Raw genomic sequence first — 19,471 nt, forward strand, 5'->3', positions numbered from 1 at the left:
GCTTCATCAATCTGATTCCCATTACATCTGATGGGAATCAGATTGCCGGTGCCGCGCCCTCATGAACAGACGGTACGTGTCGAGCGCTTACGCAGCGGCACTGCCCCGCTCATCCGAGCATCAGCCAATCGAATCCCGCGTCCTGCGTGGCCACGACCACCTCCTCCCCGCTCGTCCCCAGCACGCCGGCAAACGCCTGGCGCGCCAGTTCCGGCAGGTTGTTCTGCTGGCTCAGGTGCGCAGCGACCAGGTGCTTGAGGCGGCTGCGTTCGAGCGACGCGAGGATGTCCGCCGCCGCGTCGTTGCTCAGGTGGCCGTGGTTGCCGCCGATCCGCGCCTTCAGCGACTGCGGATAGCGGCTCGCGGCCAGCATCGCGGGGTCATGGTTGGATTCGAGCACCAGCGCGTCACAGCCGCTCAGGACGGCCGTGATGTGCGGCGTGGCCATCCCGACGTCCGTCAGCACGCCGAGCCGGCTGCAGCCGTCCATAAAGACGAACTGGAGCGGTTCGCGCGCATCGTGAGGAACCGTATAGGGCATGACGGCCAGATCGCGTATCGCGGCCGTCTCGTCGCCCCACAGCACGTGGAGATCGACATCGGCTTCGTCCGCGCCTACCGCGCGCGCGGTGCCCCAGCTCATATAGAGCGGTAGCGACGCGCGCCGGGCGAGCGTCAGCGCGCTGCCGACGTGGTCGCTGTGTTCATGGGTGATGAGGATCGCATCGAGATCATCGATGCCGAGATTCAGTCGGCCGAGCCGGCGCTCGACCTCCTTGGCGGAAAAACCGCAGTCTAGCAGCACGCGGGTGGTCGTCGTGCCGCTCGAGGCCTCGACGACCAGCGCGTTGCCTTCGCTGCCGCTTCCGAGGCTGGCGAATCGCACGCGCTCAGTTCAGCTGCGCGTGCAGCAGCGAAATGATCCGCTGCGCGTCCGACGAGTTGTCGATCTGGCCGTTTGCGCCAACCACAGCGACCTGCGCGCCATTGCCTTGCGCACGCACGTTGACCAGGAATTCCCTGCCCGGCTTCGCCGCCGCCGGACCGCCGTAGAACAGCTTGCCGAACAGGCCGTCGCGCTTGAGCTCTTCCATCGAATTCGCATAGCGCACGGTGTACACGCCCTTCTCGCGGTCGCGATTGTCGACCGTGAAGTTGGTACGGTCGAGCGCGAGGCCCACGCGCAGCCACGCCCGGTCGAACGACTCGGCCAGTTGCAGCGTCGCCGCGCCGCTACTCGTGTCGCTGACCTGCGCCGGCGCCGTCGCGGGACGCGCATCGGTCAGCAGTTGCTTCGCCTGCGCGTCGGTCAGGCCGAACTTCTGCATCAGCTTCGACAGGAACACGGCTTCGAGCACCGGGTTGCGCGGACGCTCTTCCCAGCGCGACGACGTGCCGCCCTGCGGGCCGACCATCATTTCTTCCATCGCGCTGTGCGTGATCGAGATGTCGGTATTGCCGTCCGACGTGCGGTTCACGAGCGTACGGAAACGGTCGCGCGTGCCGGACGAGTACGCGAAATCGATGACCTTGCCGATCGTGCGGCGGAACCAGTCGTCGGGAATGTTCGCGCGGTTCTCGGCCCAGTCGGTGGCCATGATGCCCGTCGACGGCGCGTCGGTCTTCAGCGAGAAGCCGTTCTCCTGCCAGAACTCCTTCAGGATCGGCCACAGCTGCTCGGGCGTCCGGCCATCGACGACGAGCCAGCGGCGATCGCCATCGCGCTCGATGTGCATGCCGAGCGGATCCTGCGCGCTCGGGATGCCGTCGGTCGCGTTGCCGGCCTGCGTCGTGGCCCGCGGCGGCAGCGTGCCGAGCCCCGCGTTGGTCGGCGGCGCGACGAACTGCTGGGTCGTCGGCACCGGCTTCAGGTCGCTCGGCACCGCGAGCGGCGGCGCCGAACCGGTGTTCTTGTAGTTGACCCGGTCGGGAGCCAGGTAGTCGTTCAGCGTATCGCAGCCAGCGAGCGCGCCCAGCGCCAGCGCCACCATCGACATCTGGATGGCGCGAGAGGAAAAGGCGAAACGTTTCATGAAATCCTTCGTCTTGCTTGAACGCTCGTCAGGAGCGGCGCCGGACGGAGCCGGCCGGTGCGGGTTGATCAGGGGTCGAGCCGGCGGCCGCAGGACGCGGCCGCCTCGGCATCAGGCGAGGACGCCGGCCTCGACGAGGGCCGAACGCACGGCATCGTGGCAGCGCTCGTCGAGCGCCGTGAGCGGCAGCCGGATGCCGCCCTGCATCTTGCCCATCGCCTGCAGCGCCCACTTCACCGGAATCGGGTTCGCCTCGATGAACAGGTTCTTGTGCAGCGACAGCAGCTTCATGTGCAGTTCGCGGGCCGTCTGCACGTCGCCGGCCAGCGCCGCGCGGCACAGCTCGCTCATCGCGCGCGGCGCGACGTTCGCCGTCACCGAGATGTTGCCGTGGCCGCCGAGCAGCATCAGCGCGATCGCGGTCGGATCGTCGCCGCTGTAGATCGCGAAATGCTTCGGCGCGGCCTTGATCAGGTGCGCGGCGCGATCGATGTTGCCGGTCGCTTCCTTCACGCCGATGATGCCCGGCACCTGCGCGAGACGCAGCATCGTCTCGTTCGCCATATCGGCGACCGTGCGGCCCGGCACGTTGTACAGGATCACCGGCAGGTCGACCGCTTCGGCGATCGTCCTGAAGTGACGGTACATGCCTTCCTGCGTCGGCTTGTTGTAGTACGGCACGACCTGCAGCGTCGCGTCCGCGCCGACCGATTTCGCGTGCTTCGTCAGCTCGATCGCCTCGGCGGTCGAGTTGCCGCCCGCGCCCGCGATGATCGGGATGCGTTTCGCCGCATGCTCGACCGCCGTGCGGATCATCAGGATGTGCTCTTCGACGTTGAGCGTTGCCGACTCGCCGCTCGTACCGACCACGACGAGCGCATCGGTGCCTTCCGCGATGTGCCAGTCGATCAGTTTGCGAAACGCCGGCAGGTCGAGACTGCCGTCTTCGAGCATCGGGGTGACGATCGCGGGGATGCTGCCGCGGATTTGAATGCCGTCTTGGGTGCCGTTAGCCATGAAACGCGATTGATTGTGTACCGGTAAACGTTGAGATTGTAGCGGATTAGCCGGGCAGTTCGTAACGTGGAATTCCCGCCCCCGCCTTCGGGGTCGCGCCCTCGCGCACTGCGCAGAGACGCTGGACGAACGCCTCGCGCGGCGCGGCGACGAAACCGTCCTCGTACGCGACCACCCGCAGGCGGCCGTGCACGGCGTCCAGCAGCTCGCCCGGGGCGAGCAGGAACGCGGGGTTGGACGGTTTGCCGACCGTTTCGTTTCCTTGCGCGAAAGTTTCGTAGATGAGCACGCCGCCCGGCGCAACTGCATCGAGCAGATGGGGCCAGAGCGGACGGTGCAGATAATGGGTAACGATCACGGCGGAAAACCGCTCACCGGCCGGCAACGGCCACGGCGCGCCTTCGAGGTCGGCGTCGCGCGCATCGACGCCCGCGATCGTGCGCAACGCGGCCAGCGCGGCCGGGTCGCGGTCGAGCGCGACGACCGGATGCCCGTGCGACGCGAACCAGCGCGCATGGCGGCCGCCGCCCGCGGCAACGTCGAGCACCGCGCCGCCCGCCGGAACGAGCGGCGACCACCGGGCGACCCAGCGCGACGGCTCGGCCTGTGCGACGTGGCCGCCCGCGGCGACGATGACGGATTCGTTCATGTGCGCGGACCGGATCAGTTGTACGACAGGCCCATCGCGTCGCGCACGTCGCGCATCGTTTCCGTCGCGTACTTGCGCGCCTTGTCGCAACCGTCCGCGACGATCGCGCGCAGCAGCGACGGATCGTCCATGTACTTCTGCGCGCGCTCGAGCATCGGCTGCTGCTCGCGCAGGATGCCTTCGACGACCGGCTGCTTGCAGTCGAGGCAGCCGATGCCCGCCGAGCGGCAGCCCTTCTGCACCCACTCGTGCGTCGCTTCGTCCGTGTAGACCTGGTGCAGCTGCCACACCGGGCACTTGTCGGGATCGCCCGGATCGGTGCGGCGCACGCGCGCCGGATCGGTCGGCATCGTGCGGACCTTCTTCGTGATCGTCTCTGCGTCTTCACGCAGGCCGATCGTGTTGCCGTACGACTTGGACATCTTCTGCCCGTCGAGGCCCGGCATCCGGGACGCTTCGGTCAGGAGCGCCTGCGGCTCGACGAGGATGATCTTGCGCGCGCCTTCGAGATAGCCGAACAGGCGCTCGCGGTCGCTCATCGACAGGCTCTGCGATTCCTGCAGCATCGCACGCGCCTGTTCGAGCGCCTCGTCGTCGCCTTCCTGCTGATACGCGTTGCGCAGCTCGTGATAGAGCTTCGCGCGCTTGCCGCCGAGCTTCTTCGCGGCCTCGAGCGCCTTCTCCTCGAAACCGGGCTCACGACCGTACAGGTAGTTGAAGCGGCGCGCGATCTCGCGCGTCATCTCGACGTGCGGCACCTGATCCTCGCCGACCGGCACGAGCGAGCCGCGATACAGCAGGATGTCGGCCGCCATCAGCACCGGGTAGCCGAGGAAGCCGTAGGTCGACAGGTCCTTGTCCTTCAGCTTCTCCATCTGCTCCTTGTAGGTCGGCACGCGTTCGAGCCAGCCGAGCGGCGTGCTCATGCCGAGCAGCAGCGCGAGCTCCGCATGCTCGGGCACCTTGCTCTGGATGAACAGCGTCGCCTGCGCCGGATCGATGCCGGACGCGAGCCAGTCGATCAGCACGTCCCAGACGTTCTTCTCGATGACCTCGGGAGTCTCGTAGTGCGTCGTCAGCGCATGCCAGTCGACGACGCAGAAGAAGCACGGGTACTCGGACTGCAGTTTCACCCAGTTTTTCAGCACGCCGTGGTAATGACCGAGGTGCAGCGACCCGGTGGGTCGCATGCCGGAGAAAATACGTTCTGGGAACATGATTGTCGTTAGAAAAGCGAGGCGAATGGAGACAGGATGGCGCTCAGCACGGCATAGCCGACGTTGACGAGCGGGCGCAGCCAGAAGTTCGTCAGCACGCCCGTCGCGACCAGCACGAGGACGATGATGAAACCGTACGGCTCGATGCGCGACAGCGCGATCGATTGTTTCGGCGGCAGCAGCGCCGCCAGGATGCGGCCGCCGTCGAGCGGCGGCAGCGGAAACAGGTTCAGCACGCCGAGCACGAGGTTCGCGCTGACGCCGGCAAACGCCATCCGCGTGAAGAACGGCTCGTCGATGCCGACCGCCGGCAGCACGAGAGTCAGCAGGCCCCAGATCAGCGCCTGCACGAAGTTGCAGGCCGGGCCCGCGAGCGCTACCCACAGGCTGCCCCAGCGCGGATCGCGAAGGTTGCCGAACGAAACCGGCACCGGCTTCGCATAGCCGAACAGGAACGCGCCGCCCGTCAGGAAATACATCGCGAGCGGGATCGCGATCGTGCCGATCGGGTCGATATGGCGCATCGGATTGAACGACACGCGCCCCATCACGTAGGCGGTGTTGTCGCCGAGCAGGCGGGCGGCGTAGCCGTGCGCGGCCTCGTGCAACGTGATCGCGAAGATCACGGGCAGCGCGTAGACGGCGATGGTCTGTATCAGGGAAGCATCCATATCGCGTTATTGTAACAAGCGCACTCGCGCAAAAATTGGAACGGCGCGTGCTTACGCGGCCGAGAGTCCGAACGGTTCGAGCGCGCCGCGCCCCGCGCGCACGAGTTCCGGCGCGTCGCCGGTCAGGTCGATCACCGTCGACGGCTCGCGCGGGCACGCGCCGCCGTCGATCACGAGATCGACCTGTTTCTCGAGCCGTGCACGGATGTCGTCGGGATCGTTGAGCGGCTCGTCGTCCGGCGGCAGGATCAGCGTCGTGCCGAGCAGCGGCTGGCCGAGCGATTCCAGCAGCGCGAGCGTGATCGCGTGATCGGGCACACGCAGCCCGATCGTCTTGCGCGACGGATGCGACAGCCGGCGCGGCACTTCCTTCGTCGCCTGCAGGATGAATACATACGGGCCCGGCGTCACCGACTTGATCTGCCGGTACTGGCGGTTGTCGACCATCGCGAAGTTGGCGAGCTCCGACAGGTCGCGCACGAGCAGCGACAGGTGCCGTTTCTCGTCGAGGCCGCGAATCCGGCGCACCCGCTCGATCGCATCCTTGTCGTCGAGATGGCACGCGAGCGCATAGCTCGAATCGGTCGGCATCGCGATCACGCCGCCCTTGCTGACGATCTCGACGGCCTGCTTGATCAGGCGCGGCTGCGGATTATCCGGATGAATCCTGAAGAACTGGGACATGGAAGCAGGTAAAGAGGGAGAAGTCGGATGCGCGCGTCGGCCACGACGCGGGCGACGGGCAGCCGCCCGGCGTCAGAGCCAGCGCTCCCAGACCGGCGTCAGGTCGGACGGCAGCGGCGGCAGGCTGCCGAGCTCGACGCGGCCCTCGCCCGGCGCATGGAAATCCGAGCCGCGCGACGCTTCGAAGCCGAAGCGGCGGGCAACGTCCGCATATTCGCGGTACTGATCGGGCGTGTGGCTGCCCGTGATGACCTCGATCGCGCGGCCGCCCAGCTCGATGAACTCGCCGAAGAACGCGTCGAATTCGACGGGCGTATAGCGGTAACGGCCCGGATGCGCGACCACGGCTTCGCCGCCCGCCGCGCGGATCCACCCGACCGCATCGGACAGCGCGGCCCAGCGATGCGGGACGAACCCGGGCTTGCCGTCGCCGAGCAGGCGGTCGAACACGTCGGACGTCGATTCGGCGTGGCCGTGCTCGACGAGAAACCGCGCGAAGTGCGTGCGCGAGATCAGGTCGGGATTCGATACGTACTTCAGCGCGCCTTCATACGCGCCGGGGATGCCGAGTGTCGCGAGCTGCGCGCCGATCGCCAGCGCGCGCGCGGCACGGCCGTGACGCGTGCGGTACAGGCCGTCGACGAGCGTCGGGTTCGCGGGATCGATGTCCAGGCCGACGATGTGCACGGTGCGCGATGCCCACGTGACCGAAATCTCGACGCCGCTCAGGTAACGCATGCCGAGCGCTTCCGCCTCGCTGCGCGCCTCAGCCTGGCCGCCGATCTCGTCGTGGTCGGTCAGCGCCCACAGGGTCACGCCGCCGGCATGGGCGCGGCGCGCGACGTCGGCAGGCGACAGCAACCCGTCGGAAACATTCGAATGGCAGTGGAGATCAGCGTTCATTGTCGGCATGGCAGGTAAGGCTTCATTCTACTGCAATGCGGCAATTGCACCGCCAGCCTGCCCCGCCGCCGCCGTCGCCGTCGCAGACCTACGCGCAGAACGCCTCGATCAGCGCCGCAATCTGCTCGGGCTGGTCGTGATGCACCATGTGGCCGGCATCCTCGACGAGCTTCTCGCGCCAGTCGGGGAACGCGTTGAAACGCGCCTTGAATTCCGGCAGCGGGATGTCGCCGGCGAGGTGCGCGAGCGTCGGCGAATTGACGGCCTCGACGTGCAGCACCTTCGCGCGCACCTGCGCCCAGGTGGCCATCACCTCGTCGAGCCGGTACAGCAGCGGCCCCGGCATCTTGTGCGCGGGGTCGGCCAGCAGGTGATAGAGGCCGTCGTCGCCGCGCTTCGACCAGTGCGCGGCGAGGAACGCGGCGCGGCGCGGGTCGAGCCGCGGATTGGTCCTGGTCAGGCGCGCCGCCACGTCGTCGAGGGACGCGTAAGGGCGCAGCGCGGGCGGTTCACGCAGTTCGTCCAGCCAGCCGCGCAGCCGGCGCGGCGCCTGCTCGGCCCGCGCGGGCGCGAGCCCGAAACCCTCGAGGTCGACCACGCGCCGCACGCGTTCCGGCCGCGCGCCCGCGTACAGGCACACGACGTTCGCGCCCATGCTGTGCCCGACCAGGTTGACTTCGCCGGTCGGCGCATAGTGATCGACGAGCGCATCGAGGTCGCCCAGGTATTCGTGGAACCAGTAGTGGCCGCCGCCCTGCCGCGCGACCGGCCAGTCGGACAGCCCGAAGCCGCGCGCATCGGGCGCGATCACCTGCCAGTCGCCCGCGAGCGCATCGACGACGAACTGGAACGACGCCGCAACGTCCATCCAGCCGTGCAGCATGAACAGCGTCGGCGCATCGGGCCGGCCCCAGCGCCGCACATGCAGCTTCACGCCGCGCACCGTGACGAAATCGGAAACAGAACTCGACGCACTCATTGCAGCCGCCAGAAAAAAGAATGATCGTTCGATTATAGCGGCGACGCCTCCGTTCCGGCGGTCGGCATTCGAGGTCAAGCTCTAGCGGCCGGGTCGTCAAGGGTCGTCAAGGGTCTGCCGGGGACCGCCACCAGCCGGGCGCGGGCCGGCCTGGCGGCAAACAGCACGCAGCCGGACGCGATCCTGCTAACGCGCGGCGTTTCCGGCCGCTGCGTCCTGCGCGGCCAGTTCGTCGAGTTCGGCCTGCTCGAATCCGGCATCGCGACGCGCATCGAAGTTGAACGGGCCGCGCAGCCGTGGCGCGTGGTATTGCTCGGCGAGCTGGCGGTAGGCCGGCACCGGATCGCGGCCGGTTTCGTCGCACAGATACCGGAACCAGCGGTTGCCGATCGCGACATGACCGACCTCGTCGCGCAGGATCACATCGAGGATCGCGGCCGACGCATGGTCGCCCGCCTGTACGAGCCGCGCACGGATCGGCGGCGAAGCATCGAGCCCGCGGGCCTCGAGCGTGCGCGGCACGAGCGCCATGCGCGCCAGCACATCGCCCTTGGTCCGCTCGCACATCTCCCACAGCCCGTTGTGCGCGGGAAAATCGCCGTACGCATGCCCGAATGCTGCCAGCCGGTCGGACAGCAGCGTGAAGTGATAGGCCTCCTCGGCCGCGACCTTCAGCCAGTCCGCATAAAACGCGTCCGGCAGGCCCGCAAAGCGCCAGACCGCGTCGAGCGCCAGATTGATCGCATTGAATTCGATATGGGCGAGCGCGTGCAGCAGCACCGCGCGCCCTTCGGGCGAACGCATGCTGCGCCGCCCGAGCTGGCGCGGCTCGACCAGCGCCGGACGCGCCGGGCGCCCGGGCAGGCCGGCTGGTTCGCGCAGTTCGAGCGACGGCGCGATCGCGGCCCGCCCGGCCAGCAGCGCGTCGTACAGCGAACGCACCTGCGCGGCCTTGGCCGCCGGTTCGGATGCGCGCAGCGCGTCGAGCGCGGCGTGGCGCACGCAGGCCGGATGACCGAAAGAAGAAGACTCCATGCTCATAAACGGGGACACCCTGCATGCGCATCGCGGGAGCGCACGCACGCGACGGTTTACAATATGCGATCGTTCCGCGGCGCCATGCGCCGGGCAAACCAGACGCGTCATTCTACCGGCGCCCATTACCGAAGAGACAAGGAGACTCCGTGACGATCTACAAGCTGGGCGATACGGCCCCGACGATCCACGAAAGCGTATTCGTCGCCGATACGGCGGCCATCATCGGCAAGGTCGTGCTCGAGGAAAACGCGAGCGTCTGGTTCGGCGCGACGATACGCGGCGACAACGAGACGATTGCCGTCGGCGCCGGCAGCAACGTCCAGGAAGGCGCGGTACTGCACACGGACCCCGGTTTTCCGCTGACGATTGCCGAAAACGTGACGATCGGGCACCAGGCGATGCTGCACGGCTGCACGATCGGCGAAGGTTCGCTGATCGGTATTCAGGCGGTGGTCTTGAATGGAGCGGTCATCGGCCGCAACTGTCTGGTTGGTGCCGGCGCGGTCGTGACGGAAGGCAAGACGTTCCCGGACAATTCGCTGATTCTCGGCGCACCGGCGAAAGTCGTGCGCGAGCTGTCGGCAGAAGACATCGCGCGGCTGCGCGCGAACGCGAAGACGTATGTCGAGCGGCGTGCGCATTTCAAGGAGCAACTCGTGCGGATCGGGTGATTCGCGCGGATTTCAAGGAAGAAGAGTGAGCGACCAGTTACAGAAATTCATGTTCAATGCGGCGCCGGTGCGCGGCGAGATCGTTTCGCTGCGCAATACGTGGCAGGAAGTGCTCGCCCGCCGCGACTACCCTGCCCCCGTGCGCACGGTGCTCGGCGAGATGATGGCCGCGTGCGCGCTGCTGTCCGCGAACCTGAAATTTCACGGCACCCTGATCATGCAGATCTTCGGCGACGGGCCGGTTCAGATGCTGGTCGTCCAGTGCGGTTCGGATCTGTCGATGCGGGCCACCGCGAAATTCTCCGGCGACGCGGCGCAAACGATCGGCGACGACACGAGTTTCGCGTCGCTCGTCAACGCGAGCGGCCACGGCCGCTGCGTGATCACGCTCGACCCGGCCGACAAGCTGCCGGGCCAGCAGCCGTACCAGGGCATCGTGCCGCTGAACGGCGTCGACGGCCCGCTCGAGTCGGTGTCGCAGGTGCTCGAGCATTACATGCATCACTCGGAGCAGCTCGACACGCGGCTGTGGCTCGCGGCCGATCGCGACCGCGCGGTCGGCATGCTGCTGCAGAAACTGCCGGGCGACGGCGGCATCGTGCCGCGCAACGCCGAAACCGATATCGACACGTGGGAGCGCGTCTGCACGCTCGGCGGCACGCTGTCCGCGAAGGAGCTGCTCGAGGTCGAACCGGAAGTCGTGTTCCGCCGACTATTCTGGCAGGAGAACGTTCAGCACTTCGAGCCGGCCGGCACGCGCTTCCAGTGCTCATGCTCGCGCGAGAAGGTCGGTGCGATGCTGCGCATGCTCGGCCGCGACGAAGTCGACAGCGTGATCGTCGAGCGCGGCCACGTCGAGATCCACTGCGAGTTCTGCAACCAGCGCTACGAATTCGATCCTGTCGACGTCGCGCAGTTGTTCGCGGCGCCCGGCGTCGAGACCGGCATCGCGCCGGCAACCGGCCAGCGTCACTGAGCGGCGCGCCCGATGCCCGCCGTCCGGGCGCGGGCGCATAATGACGCACGAGCGCCGCACGCACGACGCCGAAGGCTCGGCCTTCGGCGCAAGCCGCTTCCCGCGGTCGGCGCGCTGCAGGAGAAACACATGAATCGTCCGATTCGCACCATCGTCCTGACGAGCGTTGCCGCCGGTGCGCTCGCCCTTGCCGGCTGCGCGATGCCACCGCCGTCCTCCACGATCCTGAGCCGCCTGCCCGAACCGGGCGCGTCGGGCGGCCGGCCGCCCGTGCTGTCGAGCGCCGAACGCAAGCGCTACGACGAGATCGACCAGCAGGTGCTGCGCGAACAGAACAGCGCGATGGCGGCCGAGGCAGCCGCGCGCGCGTGGGCCTATTACTCGCCGCCGCCCGTGACCTTCTATGGCGGGTATTACGGCGGATGGGGAAATCGCTGGGGAACGGGCATCAGCTACGGCTACCCGGGCTGGTGGTGGTAAGCGATCGCCCGGCCGATTGAACACTGGCAGGAAATAAAAAAGCGCGGCATTTCCCGCGCTTTTTCAATGATTCGAGCTACCGCGCTCAGTGATGCGCGGCCTTGCCCTTGTCGCCGCCATGATGCCGCGACGGCTTCGCGATCGACTGCGGATTCGGCACGACACGCACCGGCGCCGCCGACACGGCACCGCGCGTCGACGTGTTCGAAGGCGTGTTGTTCAGCGGCACCGCCGGTGCATTCGGCGACACGAACTGTACGAATACTTCGCCGTCCTTCACCATGCCCATCTCGTAGCGCGCGCGCTCCTCGATGGCCGCGGTGCCACTCTGCAGATCCTGCACTTCGCCTGCGGTCCGCTCGTTGCGCAGCTTCTCGTCTGCATTCTTCTGGAGCTGGTCGCCGAGCTGCTGACGCAATTCATGCACCCGCAGCCAGCCGCCGTGTCCCCACCATAGGGGGTACTGAATGAGCGCCAGCAAGGCAATCAGGACGACAGTGACAAGCCGCATGTAAGAGACGCAGATATAAGAAGCGCCGCTCCGCGCACAGGCACAGAGCGGCGTCGATATGACGAACCCGATATTAGCGCGTTAGCGCAGGTTATAGAAAGCCGATTTACCCGGGTAGCTCGCGATGTCGCCGAGATCTTCCTCGATGCGCAGCAGCTGGTTGTACTTCGAGATGCGGTCGCTGCGCGACAGCGAACCCGTCTTGATCTGACCGGCGTTCAGACCGACCGCGATGTCCGCGATCGTCGAATCTTCCGTTTCGCCCGAGCGGTGCGAGATCACGGCCGTGTAGCCCGCGCGCTTCGCCATTTCGATCGCCGCGAACGTTTCGGTCAGCGTACCAATCTGGTTGATCTTGATGAGGATCGAGTTCGCGATGCCCTTCTCGATGCCTTCCTTCAGGATGCGCGTGTTCGTGACGAACAGGTCGTCGCCGACGAGCTGCACCTTCTTGCCGAGGCGGTCGGTCAGCAGCTTCCAGCCTTCCCAGTCGCTTTCGTGCATGCCGTCCTCGATCGACACGATCGGGAACTTGTCGGCGAGCGTCGCGAGGTAGTCGGTGAATTCGGCCGACGACAGTTGCAGGCCTTCGCCCGCGAGCTGGTACTTGCCGTCGTGGTAGAACTCGGATGCCGCGCAGTCGAGCGCGAGCAGCACGTCCTCGCCCGCGCGGTAGCCGGCCTTCTCGATCGCCTGCAGGATCGTCGACAGGCATTCGTCGTTGCTGCCGAAGTTCGGCGCGAAGCCGCCTTCGTCGCCGACTGCCGTGCTCATGCCGCGGTCGCTCAGGATCTTCTTCAGCGCGTGGAACACTTCCGCGCCGCAACGCAGGGCTTCACGGAACGTCGGCTGGCTGACCGGGACGATCATGAATTCCTGGATGTCGAGGCTGTTGTTCGCGTGCGCGCCGCCGTTGACGATGTTCATCATCGGCACCGGCAGCTGCATCGCGCCCGAACCGCCGAAATAGCGGTACAGCGGCAGGCCTGCCTCTTCGGCGGCAGCCTTCGCGACGGCCATCGACACGGCCAGCATCGCGTTCGCGCCGAGGCGCGACTTGTTGTCGGTGCCGTCCAGCTCGAGCAGCGTCTTGTCGAGGAACGCCTGTTCCGACGCGTCGAGGCCCATGATGGCTTCGGAGATTTCGGTGTTGATGTGCTCGACTGCCTTCAGCACGCCCTTGCCGTTGTAGCGGCCGGCTTCGCCGTCGCGCAGTTCGATCGCTTCACGCGAGCCCGTGGACGCGCCCGACGGCACCGCCGCGCGGCCCATCGTGCCCGATTCGAGCAGCACGTCGCATTCGACGGTGGGGTTGCCGCGCGAATCCAGAATCTCGCGGCCGATGATATCTACGATTGCACTCATGGGTTTCCTCTGAGAATGACGATGGATTCTTCAAACTGCGACGGCGTGCGTGCCGGAACCGCTTTCGCTACTGACGCGCGAAGCCGTCGCAAGGTTCATTCGATCTTTAATTGAAATCGTTTTCCAGGAACGGATTGCGCTTCACCGCCTGGTCGAGCGTGACGAGCGTCTCCAGCAGCGCGCCCATCCGGTTCAGCGGCACCGCGTTCGGGCCGTCCGACTTCGCCTCGGCCGGATTCGGGTGCGTTTCCATGAAGAGGCCGGCGACGCCCGTCGCGACCGCCGCACGCGCGAGCACCGGCACGAATTCGCGCTGGCCGCCCGAGCTCGTGCCCTGCCCGCCCGGCAATTGCACCGAGTGGGTCGCGTCGAATACGACGGGCGCGTTCGTTTCGCGCATGATCGCGAGCGAACGCATGTCCGACACGAGGTTGTTGTAGCCGAACGAGACGCCGCGCTCGCACGCCATGAAGCGGTCTTCCGACAGCCCCGCTTCACGTGCCGCGTCGCGCGCCTTGTCGATCACGTTCTTCATGTCGTGCGGCGCGAGGAACTGGCCCTTCTTGATGTTGACGGGCTTGCCCGAGCGCGCGCACGCATGGATGAAATCGGTCTGGCGGCACAGGAACGCGGGCGTCTGCAGCACGTCGACGACCGACGCGACCTGCTCGATCTCGTCGATCGAATGCACGTCGGTCAGCACCGGCAGGCCGAGCTGGCGCTTCACCTCGGACAGGATCCGCAGGCCCTCGTCCATTCCGAGGCCGCGAAACGACTTGCCCGAGCTGCGGTTCGCCTTGTCGTACGACGACTTGTAGATGAACGGAACGTTCAGCTTCGCGCAGATCTCCTTCAGGCGGCCCGCCGTGTCGATCGTCATTTGCTCCGATTCGACGACGCAGGTACCCGCGATCAGGAAGAAAGGCTTGTCGAGACCGACCTCGAAATCGCACAGCTTCATGCTTTCACTCCGCGCGCTTGCTTGTTGGCGAGCGCGGCTTCGACGAACGACTTGAAGAGAGGATGACCGTCACGCGGCGTTGACGTGAATTCCGGGTGGAACTGGACGCCGACGAACCACGGGTGCATCGAGCGCGGCAGCTCCATCATTTCCGGCAGATCCTCGCTCGGGGTACGCGCGCAGATGATAAGGCCGCCGCTTTCGAGCTGGGGCACGAAGCGGTTATTGACTTCATAACGGTGGCGATGACGCTCGTTCACGTCCTTGCCGTAGATTTCTTCCGCCATCGTGCCGGGCTTGATCGGGCAGCGCTGCGAGCCGAGGCGCATCGTGCCGCCGAGATCGGATTCCTCGGTACGCGTCTCGACCTTGCCGTCGCGGTCGTACCACTCGGTGATCAGCGCGACCACGCGTTCCGGCGTGTCCGGATCGAATTCCGTGCTGTTCGCCTGCTTCAGGCCGACGACGTCGCGCGCGAACTCGATCACCGCGAGCTGCATGCCGAGGCAGATGCCGAGATAAGGCACCTTCGCCTCGCGCGCATAGCGGATCGCCGCGATCTTGCCTTCGGTGCCGCGACGGCCGAAACCGCCCGGGACCAGCACCGCGTCGAGGTGCTTCAGGCTGTCGACGCCGTTCGTCTCGATCTCTTCCGAGTCGATGTACTCGATGTTGACCTTGGTCGACGTGTGCAGCGACGCGTGACGCAGCGCCTCGATCAGCGACTTGTACGATTCGGTCAGGTCGACGTACTTGCCGACCATGCCGATCGTCACTTCGTGCTTCGGGTTCTCCAGCTTCTCGACGAGCTCCGACCACATGCTCAGGTCGGCATCGTGCGGCGTCAGCTTCAGCTCGTCGCAGATGATCTTGTCGAGGCCCTGGTCGTGCAGCATCTGCGGAATCTTGTAGATGCTGTCGGCGTCCCACACCGAGATCACGGCGTCTTCCGGCACATTCGAGAACATCGAGATCTTCTTCGATTCGTCGTCGGGGATGCGGCGATCCGCGCGGCACAGCAGCACGTGCGGCAGGATGCCGATCTCGCGCAGCTTCTGCACGCTGTGCTGGGTCGGCTTCGTCTTCAGCTCGCCGGCCGTCGCGACGTACGGCACCAGCGTCAGGTGCACGAAGCACGCGCTGTTGCGGCCGAGGCGCAGGCTCATCTGGCGCGCGGCTTCAAGGAACGGCAGCGACTCGATGTCGCCGACCGTGCCGCCGATCTCGACGATCGCGACATCCGGCTCGCCGCAGGTGGCCGATGCCGCCCCGCGCTCGATGAACGCCTGGATTTCGTTCGTGATGTGCGGAATGACCTGCACGGTCTTGCCGAGATAGTCGCCGCGGCGTTCCTTGCGGATCACCGATTCGTAGATCTGGCCGGTCGTGAAGTTGTTGGCCTTGCGCATCTTCGTGCTGATGAAGCGCTCATAGTGGCCGAGGTCGAGGTCCGTCTCCGCTCCGTCTTCCGTCACAAACACTTCGCCGTGCTGGAACGGGCTCATCGTGCCGGGGTCGACGTTGATGTAGGGATCGAGTTTGAGGAGGGTGACTTTCAGACCGCGCGATTCGAGGATCGCGGCGAGGGAAGCGGCGGCAATACCCTTGCCAAGGGAAGAAACTACGCCGCCGGTGACGAAAACATATTTGGTCATCGCTGGATGCTCGCGGGAAAAACGGATTATACCGTAAAGCCCGCCCTTTTCTCAGCAACTGACGCGATGATCGCGCCCTTTCGAGCGGGCCCGCGCCAGCCGTGCGCGCCGGGGGCGCACCGGCCGGCCGGTCGGCGCGACCGCACGCGCCGCGACGCATGCCGGGCCGCCGGACGGCACGTCAGGCGCGCTTCGCGAGCGGCGCGCCGCCCTGCGACACCCCGCCCTCTTCCGCCTTCAGCGAATTCAGCATCCGCTGCAATGCACGGGCGGTCTCGAGCGGCCGCTCCATCGGGAACAGGTGGCTGCCCTCGAGCCATTCGACGCGGCCGCGCGCCGCACGGCGCGTCGCGTCGAGCCCGACCTGCCGCACCTCGCGCGAACGCGTGCCGGCGAGAAAACCGATCGGCACCGGCGCGCCGTGCGCGAGCCGCGGGCCGAGCGTGTGCGGCAGCGTCCGGTAGATCAGGTATTCGACCTGCCGGTCGAACGCGAGCGCACGCTCGCCGTCGGCACCGGCCTGCGGAATGCCGTAGTCGATGTAGTCGGCCAGCATCCGTTCGTCCCAGCGCGCGAACGCGGGCTTCTCGCGGAAATGCCGCCAGGCCTCGTCGCGGCTCACCCAGTGCGTGCGCCGGTTGCGGGTCGCGGCGGCCGGCGACAGCCGCTCGTCGAGCCCCGCCCACTGGCTCGCGCGCAACGCGCCGGCACGCCAGCCCGCGATGATCGGCGAATCGATCATCACGACGCCGCGCACCCATTGCGGCTTCTTCAGCGCGGCCATCAGCGACAGGTAGCCGCCGAGCGAATGGCCGACCAGCCAGACGGGACGCTCGTAGCGACTGCCGATGTCGTCGAGCAGCTGCTCGACGAGATGCGGCCAGTCGCGCGTCACCGGGTAGCGGCGGTCGTGGCCGATCCGCTCGATGTAGCGCAGTTCGTAGTCGTCGGCCAGTTCGGCGAAGATCGTCCGGTACGTCGACGCCGGAAAGCCGTTCGCATGCGAGAAGTGGAGGATGTCCTTCAAACGCCGATGTCTCCTTTGTCGACGGGAGTATGTGCTCCAGCACTTACTCCCGTCCCGTGCTTCGCGTTCTATCGGGCCAGTGCTCCGGCACTTTGCGCGGGCCCCATGCATTCTCTATAAACCGGCCCTCGCCCCGCTCAACGGTCCATCCAGTACCGTCGCCGTACATCGCGATAGCGCTCGAATGCAAACCCGCCGTCGGCCGGTGCGACGTCGAACCGCACGGCGCCGTCGCGATCGGTGCGCGGCAGCGGAATCCCGCGTGCCTCGTAGCGCGCGAGGACGGTCCGGTGCGGATGTCCGAACCGATTGCGATAGCCTACAGGAAATACCGCGACGCGCGGCCCGACCGAATCGAGGAAAGGCTCGACCGACGACGTGCGGCTACCGTGGTGCGGAACGACCAGGATCTGCGCGGCCAGCGCGTCGCGCGCGGCGTCCACGAGCTGGCGTTCGGCGCGTGCTTCGATGTCGCCCGTCAGCAGCGCGGACGTGCCGCCCGCGTCGATACGCAGCACGCACGATTGCCCGTTCGACGAGCCCGTGTCCGGGCCGCCCGACGGCCAGAGCATCGTGAAGACGACGCCGTCCCAGGTCCAGCGCTGCCCGGCCGCGCACGGCAGCCGGTCGGCGACGCCGGCGGCCGTCGCGTCGAGCCATAGCCGGTTCTTCGATGGAATGCCGGCCAGCAGCTGGCGCACGTCGGCTGCCGCATAGACGGCCGGCGCGCCGCCCGCGTGATCGGCGTCCGCGTGACTGAGCACGAGCGAATCGATCACCGCGATGCCGCGCGAGCGCAACGCCGGCGCGACGATCCGCGCCCCGGCATGCGTCGACTCCGCGCCCGGCCCCGCATCGAACAGCAAGGTTCGGCGCGCAGTCTCCACCAGCACCGACGCGCCCTGCCCGACGTCGAGCACGGTCAGCCGGAAGCCGCCCGGCGGCGGCGCATCGGGTGCCGGCGCGACGAGCGGCAGCCACGTGAGCGGCGCCGCCCAGCGCAACGGCCAGCCGCGCGGCATCAGCGCCCATCCGACACCCACGCACGCAAGCGCCAGCACCGGCCAGTCGGGCATGCGCAGCCAGAACACGCCGGCCGGCCAGTCGGCGAGGTGCCCGAGCAGCGTCATCATCGGTTCGAGCGCCGCATGCGCAAGCCGGAATGCATACGCATCGAGCGGCGCGGGCAACGCGATGCCGGCCAGCACGATCGGAGTCACGACCGTGCTCACCCAGGGAATCGCGAACGCATTACCGAATGGGCCCGACAACGAAATCTGCGCGAACCACGCCGCCGTCAGCGGTGCGAGACCGATCGTCACCGCGTACTGCACGCGCGCGGCTTCCACGATACGGCTCGCGGCGCGCCTCCCCCACGCGCGCAACCGACTCGACAGGCCGGCCGTGTCGCGGCCCTCCTCGCCTTGCGCGTCGACCTCACGCGCCGCGCGCCAACCCGCGACGGTCAGCAGAATGACGGCGACCGCCCCGAACGACAGCCAGAACCCGGCCGACAGCACGGCCCACGGATCGGCGAGCAGCACGCCGCCGAGCGCCGCGCACAGCACCGCCGACGTCGGCACGCTGCGCCCGGCCAGATACGCGATGCCGCCGGCCGCGATCATCCACCACGCACGCTGCGCCGGCACGTTGAAACCGGCGAGCGCCGCATAGCCGGCCGCGGCCGCCAGCGCGGCAAGCGATGCCGCATACGGCGCCGGCAACACGAGTGTCGCGGCCCGCGCACGCCAGCGCAGGCGACGCCAGACCATCGACACGAGCCCGCCCGCGATCGCGCCGACGAGCCCGACGTGCAGGCCGGAGATCGCGACCAGATGGCTCGTACCCGTGTTGCGCAGCACGCGCCAGTCGTCGTCGCCGATGCCGGACTGGTCGCCGATCGCGAGCGCGGCGACGATGCCGCGATGACCGGCGTCGACGCCGAGCGTCGCGCCGATGCGTGCCCGCAGCACGTCGCGCAGGCGGTCGATCGATGCACGCCAACCCGATGCGTGCGCATCGAGCAATACCGATCGCCGCGGCGCACTGACGTAACCGATTGCGCGAATACCGGCGGCGAGCCACGCCGCCTCGCTGTCGCGCACGCCGGCATTGGCCTCGGCGTGCGGGCGCTTCAGGCGCACGACGAAGCGCCAGCGCTGCGCGGCACGCAGTTCGGGGAGCGGATCGCGTGTCGCGGATGCGCCATACGCGCGCCACGACAGCCGGACCAATGGCGGAAAACGGGCCAGCCCCGCATCGTTCGACTCGACCGCGAGCAGCAGCCGCGCGCCCGTCTCGTCGACGACAGGCAGCCCCCGGATCACGCCGGTGACGACGATGTCGCGCCCTTCCCAGTCGACGGGCAAGCTGTCGTGCAGCCGCCACTCGGCCCGCGCCGCCGCATAACCGAACCCCGCCACGCAGGCCGCGAGCGCGCACGGCATCCATCCGAGCGCGACGGCCGTGCGCGTGCGCCGGCGGCGTATGCACCACACTCCCAGCGCCGCGCAACCGGCAAGCGCGGCCGCACCGGCTGCCCATGCGATCGCGCCCGGTAACGCCGCCTGCCGCTGCAGCACGACGACGCCGAGCGCGAATGCGATCCACCACACGCGCATCCCGCCTCCTCGT

At 67.5% G+C, this 19,471-nt stretch carries 19 protein-coding genes; 3 read left to right on the forward strand and 16 right to left on the reverse strand.

Annotation, left to right across the window (positions count from 1 at the left end; all coding sequences use genetic code 11):
* Positions 1 to 109: 109 nt before the first annotated feature.
* The 10 genes from ACPUER_RS17050 to ACPUER_RS17095 all read right to left on the reverse strand — a co-directional run bounded on the left by ACPUER_RS17050 (position 110) and on the right by ACPUER_RS17095 (position 9,194).
* On the reverse strand, positions 110 to 886 hold the full coding sequence (locus tag ACPUER_RS17050) for an MBL fold metallo-hydrolase (RefSeq protein ID WP_034183583.1): 777 nt from the start codon (positions 884 to 886) through the stop codon (positions 110 to 112).
* A 4-nt stretch (positions 887 to 890) separates the two neighbouring features.
* Positions 891 to 2,033, reverse strand: coding sequence for an outer membrane protein assembly factor BamC (gene bamC / locus ACPUER_RS17055; protein ID WP_175961229.1), 1,143 nt, complete (start codon positions 2,031 to 2,033; stop codon positions 891 to 893).
* Positions 2,034 to 2,144: 111 nt separating this feature from the next.
* Complete coding sequence (gene dapA / locus ACPUER_RS17060) at positions 2,145 to 3,050, reverse strand: 4-hydroxy-tetrahydrodipicolinate synthase (protein WP_175961230.1); 906 nt, start codon at positions 3,048 to 3,050, stop codon at positions 2,145 to 2,147.
* 46 nt (positions 3,051 to 3,096) lie between these two features.
* Positions 3,097 to 3,699, reverse strand: coding sequence for a class I SAM-dependent methyltransferase (locus ACPUER_RS17065; protein WP_425131647.1), 603 nt, complete (start codon positions 3,697 to 3,699; stop codon positions 3,097 to 3,099).
* A gap of 14 nt (positions 3,700 to 3,713) precedes the next feature.
* Positions 3,714 to 4,916: a tryptophan--tRNA ligase gene (locus ACPUER_RS17070; RefSeq protein ID WP_006487046.1), complete on the reverse strand. Its 1,203-nt coding sequence runs from the start codon at positions 4,914 to 4,916 to the stop codon at positions 3,714 to 3,716.
* An 8-nt stretch (positions 4,917 to 4,924) separates the two neighbouring features.
* Positions 4,925 to 5,587, reverse strand: coding sequence for a site-2 protease family protein (locus tag ACPUER_RS17075; protein ID WP_175961232.1), 663 nt, complete (start codon positions 5,585 to 5,587; stop codon positions 4,925 to 4,927).
* Positions 5,588 to 5,638: 51 nt separating this feature from the next.
* Positions 5,639 to 6,271 (reverse strand): L-threonylcarbamoyladenylate synthase, encoded by a 633-nt coding sequence (locus ACPUER_RS17080; RefSeq protein ID WP_175961233.1) that lies wholly within the window; start codon positions 6,269 to 6,271, stop codon positions 5,639 to 5,641.
* A 72-nt stretch (positions 6,272 to 6,343) separates the two neighbouring features.
* Complete coding sequence (locus tag ACPUER_RS17085) at positions 6,344 to 7,174, reverse strand: 3',5'-nucleoside bisphosphate phosphatase (RefSeq protein WP_425131648.1); 831 nt, start codon at positions 7,172 to 7,174, stop codon at positions 6,344 to 6,346.
* An 88-nt stretch (positions 7,175 to 7,262) separates the two neighbouring features.
* Positions 7,263 to 8,153 carry an alpha/beta fold hydrolase gene (locus ACPUER_RS17090; RefSeq protein ID WP_072437009.1) on the reverse strand — a complete coding sequence of 297 codons (891 nt, stop codon included), beginning with the start codon at positions 8,151 to 8,153 and terminating at the stop codon, positions 7,263 to 7,265.
* A gap of 186 nt (positions 8,154 to 8,339) precedes the next feature.
* Positions 8,340 to 9,194 (reverse strand): ferritin-like domain-containing protein, encoded by an 855-nt coding sequence (locus ACPUER_RS17095; protein ID WP_425131649.1) that lies wholly within the window; start codon positions 9,192 to 9,194, stop codon positions 8,340 to 8,342.
* A 143-nt stretch (positions 9,195 to 9,337) separates the two neighbouring features.
* On the opposite strand from ACPUER_RS17095, the gene ACPUER_RS17100 reads away from it, so the two are divergent.
* The 3 genes from ACPUER_RS17100 to ACPUER_RS17110 all read left to right on the forward strand — a co-directional run bounded on the left by ACPUER_RS17100 (position 9,338) and on the right by ACPUER_RS17110 (position 11,318).
* Positions 9,338 to 9,862 (forward strand): gamma carbonic anhydrase family protein, encoded by a 525-nt coding sequence (locus tag ACPUER_RS17100; RefSeq protein ID WP_034183575.1) that lies wholly within the window; start codon positions 9,338 to 9,340, stop codon positions 9,860 to 9,862.
* 25 nt (positions 9,863 to 9,887) lie between these two features.
* A complete protein-coding gene (gene hslO, locus ACPUER_RS17105; RefSeq protein ID WP_034183574.1) occupies positions 9,888 to 10,838 on the forward strand; it encodes an Hsp33 family molecular chaperone HslO in 951 nt (316 codons plus the stop codon).
* 129 nt (positions 10,839 to 10,967) lie between these two features.
* A complete protein-coding gene (locus tag ACPUER_RS17110) occupies positions 10,968 to 11,318 on the forward strand; it encodes a hypothetical protein (RefSeq protein WP_175961237.1) in 351 nt (116 codons plus the stop codon).
* Between the two features lie 85 nt (positions 11,319 to 11,403).
* Here the strand turns inward: ACPUER_RS17110 and ftsB are convergent, their stop codons facing one another.
* The 6 genes from ftsB to ACPUER_RS17140 all read right to left on the reverse strand — a co-directional run bounded on the left by ftsB (position 11,404) and on the right by ACPUER_RS17140 (position 19,458).
* Positions 11,404 to 11,829 (reverse strand): cell division protein FtsB, encoded by a 426-nt coding sequence (gene ftsB, locus ACPUER_RS17115; protein WP_152857022.1) that lies wholly within the window; start codon positions 11,827 to 11,829, stop codon positions 11,404 to 11,406.
* An 81-nt stretch (positions 11,830 to 11,910) separates the two neighbouring features.
* Positions 11,911 to 13,194 carry a phosphopyruvate hydratase gene (eno, locus tag ACPUER_RS17120; protein ID WP_011352544.1) on the reverse strand — a complete coding sequence of 428 codons (1,284 nt, stop codon included), beginning with the start codon at positions 13,192 to 13,194 and terminating at the stop codon, positions 11,911 to 11,913.
* 106 nt (positions 13,195 to 13,300) lie between these two features.
* On the reverse strand, positions 13,301 to 14,155 hold the full coding sequence (kdsA, locus tag ACPUER_RS17125; protein ID WP_175961238.1) for a 3-deoxy-8-phosphooctulonate synthase: 855 nt from the start codon (positions 14,153 to 14,155) through the stop codon (positions 13,301 to 13,303).
* The gene (locus tag ACPUER_RS17130) at positions 14,152 to 15,810 is read right to left on the reverse strand and encodes a CTP synthase (RefSeq protein WP_425131650.1); all 1,659 of its coding nucleotides are present in this window, start codon (positions 15,808 to 15,810) and stop codon (positions 14,152 to 14,154) included. The genes kdsA and ACPUER_RS17130 overlap by 4 nt, the downstream gene beginning before the upstream one ends.
* Before the next feature lie 181 nt (positions 15,811 to 15,991).
* Complete coding sequence (locus tag ACPUER_RS17135) at positions 15,992 to 16,837, reverse strand: alpha/beta fold hydrolase (protein ID WP_425131651.1); 846 nt, start codon at positions 16,835 to 16,837, stop codon at positions 15,992 to 15,994.
* 137 nt (positions 16,838 to 16,974) lie between these two features.
* Positions 16,975 to 19,458, reverse strand: a complete 2,484-nt coding sequence (locus ACPUER_RS17140) for a DNA internalization-related competence protein ComEC/Rec2 (protein ID WP_425131652.1) — start codon at positions 19,456 to 19,458, stop codon at positions 16,975 to 16,977.
* Between the last annotated feature and the right edge of the window lie 13 nt (positions 19,459 to 19,471).

The sequence above is a fragment of the Burkholderia sp. DN3021 genome (genome assembly GCF_049805555.1).
Lineage (GTDB): Bacteria > Pseudomonadota > Gammaproteobacteria > Burkholderiales > Burkholderiaceae > Burkholderia > Burkholderia pyrrocinia_C.

Bases quoted from the DNA above. Each gene is read 5' to 3' on its own strand.
- bamC (WP_175961229.1), bottom strand. From the start codon at position 2,033: ATGAAACGTTTCGCCTTTTCCTCTCGCGCCATCCAGATGTCGATGGTG.
- dapA (WP_175961230.1), bottom strand. From the start codon at position 3,050: ATGGCTAACGGCACCCAAGACGGCATTCAAATCCGCGGCAGCATCCCC.
- ACPUER_RS17065 (WP_425131647.1), bottom strand. From the start codon at position 3,699: ATGAACGAATCCGTCATCGTCGCCGCGGGCGGCCACGTCGCACAGGCC.
- ACPUER_RS17070 (WP_006487046.1), bottom strand. From the start codon at position 4,916: ATGTTCCCAGAACGTATTTTCTCCGGCATGCGACCCACCGGGTCGCTG.
- ACPUER_RS17075 (WP_175961232.1), bottom strand. From the start codon at position 5,587: ATGGATGCTTCCCTGATACAGACCATCGCCGTCTACGCGCTGCCCGTG.
- ACPUER_RS17080 (WP_175961233.1), bottom strand. From the start codon at position 6,271: ATGTCCCAGTTCTTCAGGATTCATCCGGATAATCCGCAGCCGCGCCTG.
- ACPUER_RS17085 (WP_425131648.1), bottom strand. From the start codon at position 7,174: ATGAACGCTGATCTCCACTGCCATTCGAATGTTTCCGACGGGTTGCTG.
- ACPUER_RS17090 (WP_072437009.1), bottom strand. From the start codon at position 8,153: ATGAGTGCGTCGAGTTCTGTTTCCGATTTCGTCACGGTGCGCGGCGTG.
- ACPUER_RS17095 (WP_425131649.1), bottom strand. From the start codon at position 9,194: ATGAGCATGGAGTCTTCTTCTTTCGGTCATCCGGCCTGCGTGCGCCAC.
- ACPUER_RS17110 (WP_175961237.1), top strand. From the start codon at position 10,968: ATGAATCGTCCGATTCGCACCATCGTCCTGACGAGCGTTGCCGCCGGT.
- ftsB (WP_152857022.1), bottom strand. From the start codon at position 11,829: ATGCGGCTTGTCACTGTCGTCCTGATTGCCTTGCTGGCGCTCATTCAG.
- eno (WP_011352544.1), bottom strand. From the start codon at position 13,194: ATGAGTGCAATCGTAGATATCATCGGCCGCGAGATTCTGGATTCGCGC.
- kdsA (WP_175961238.1), bottom strand. From the start codon at position 14,155: ATGAAGCTGTGCGATTTCGAGGTCGGTCTCGACAAGCCTTTCTTCCTG.
- ACPUER_RS17130 (WP_425131650.1), bottom strand. From the start codon at position 15,810: ATGACCAAATATGTTTTCGTCACCGGCGGCGTAGTTTCTTCCCTTGGC.
- ACPUER_RS17140 (WP_425131652.1), bottom strand. From the start codon at position 19,458: ATGCGCGTGTGGTGGATCGCATTCGCGCTCGGCGTCGTCGTGCTGCAG.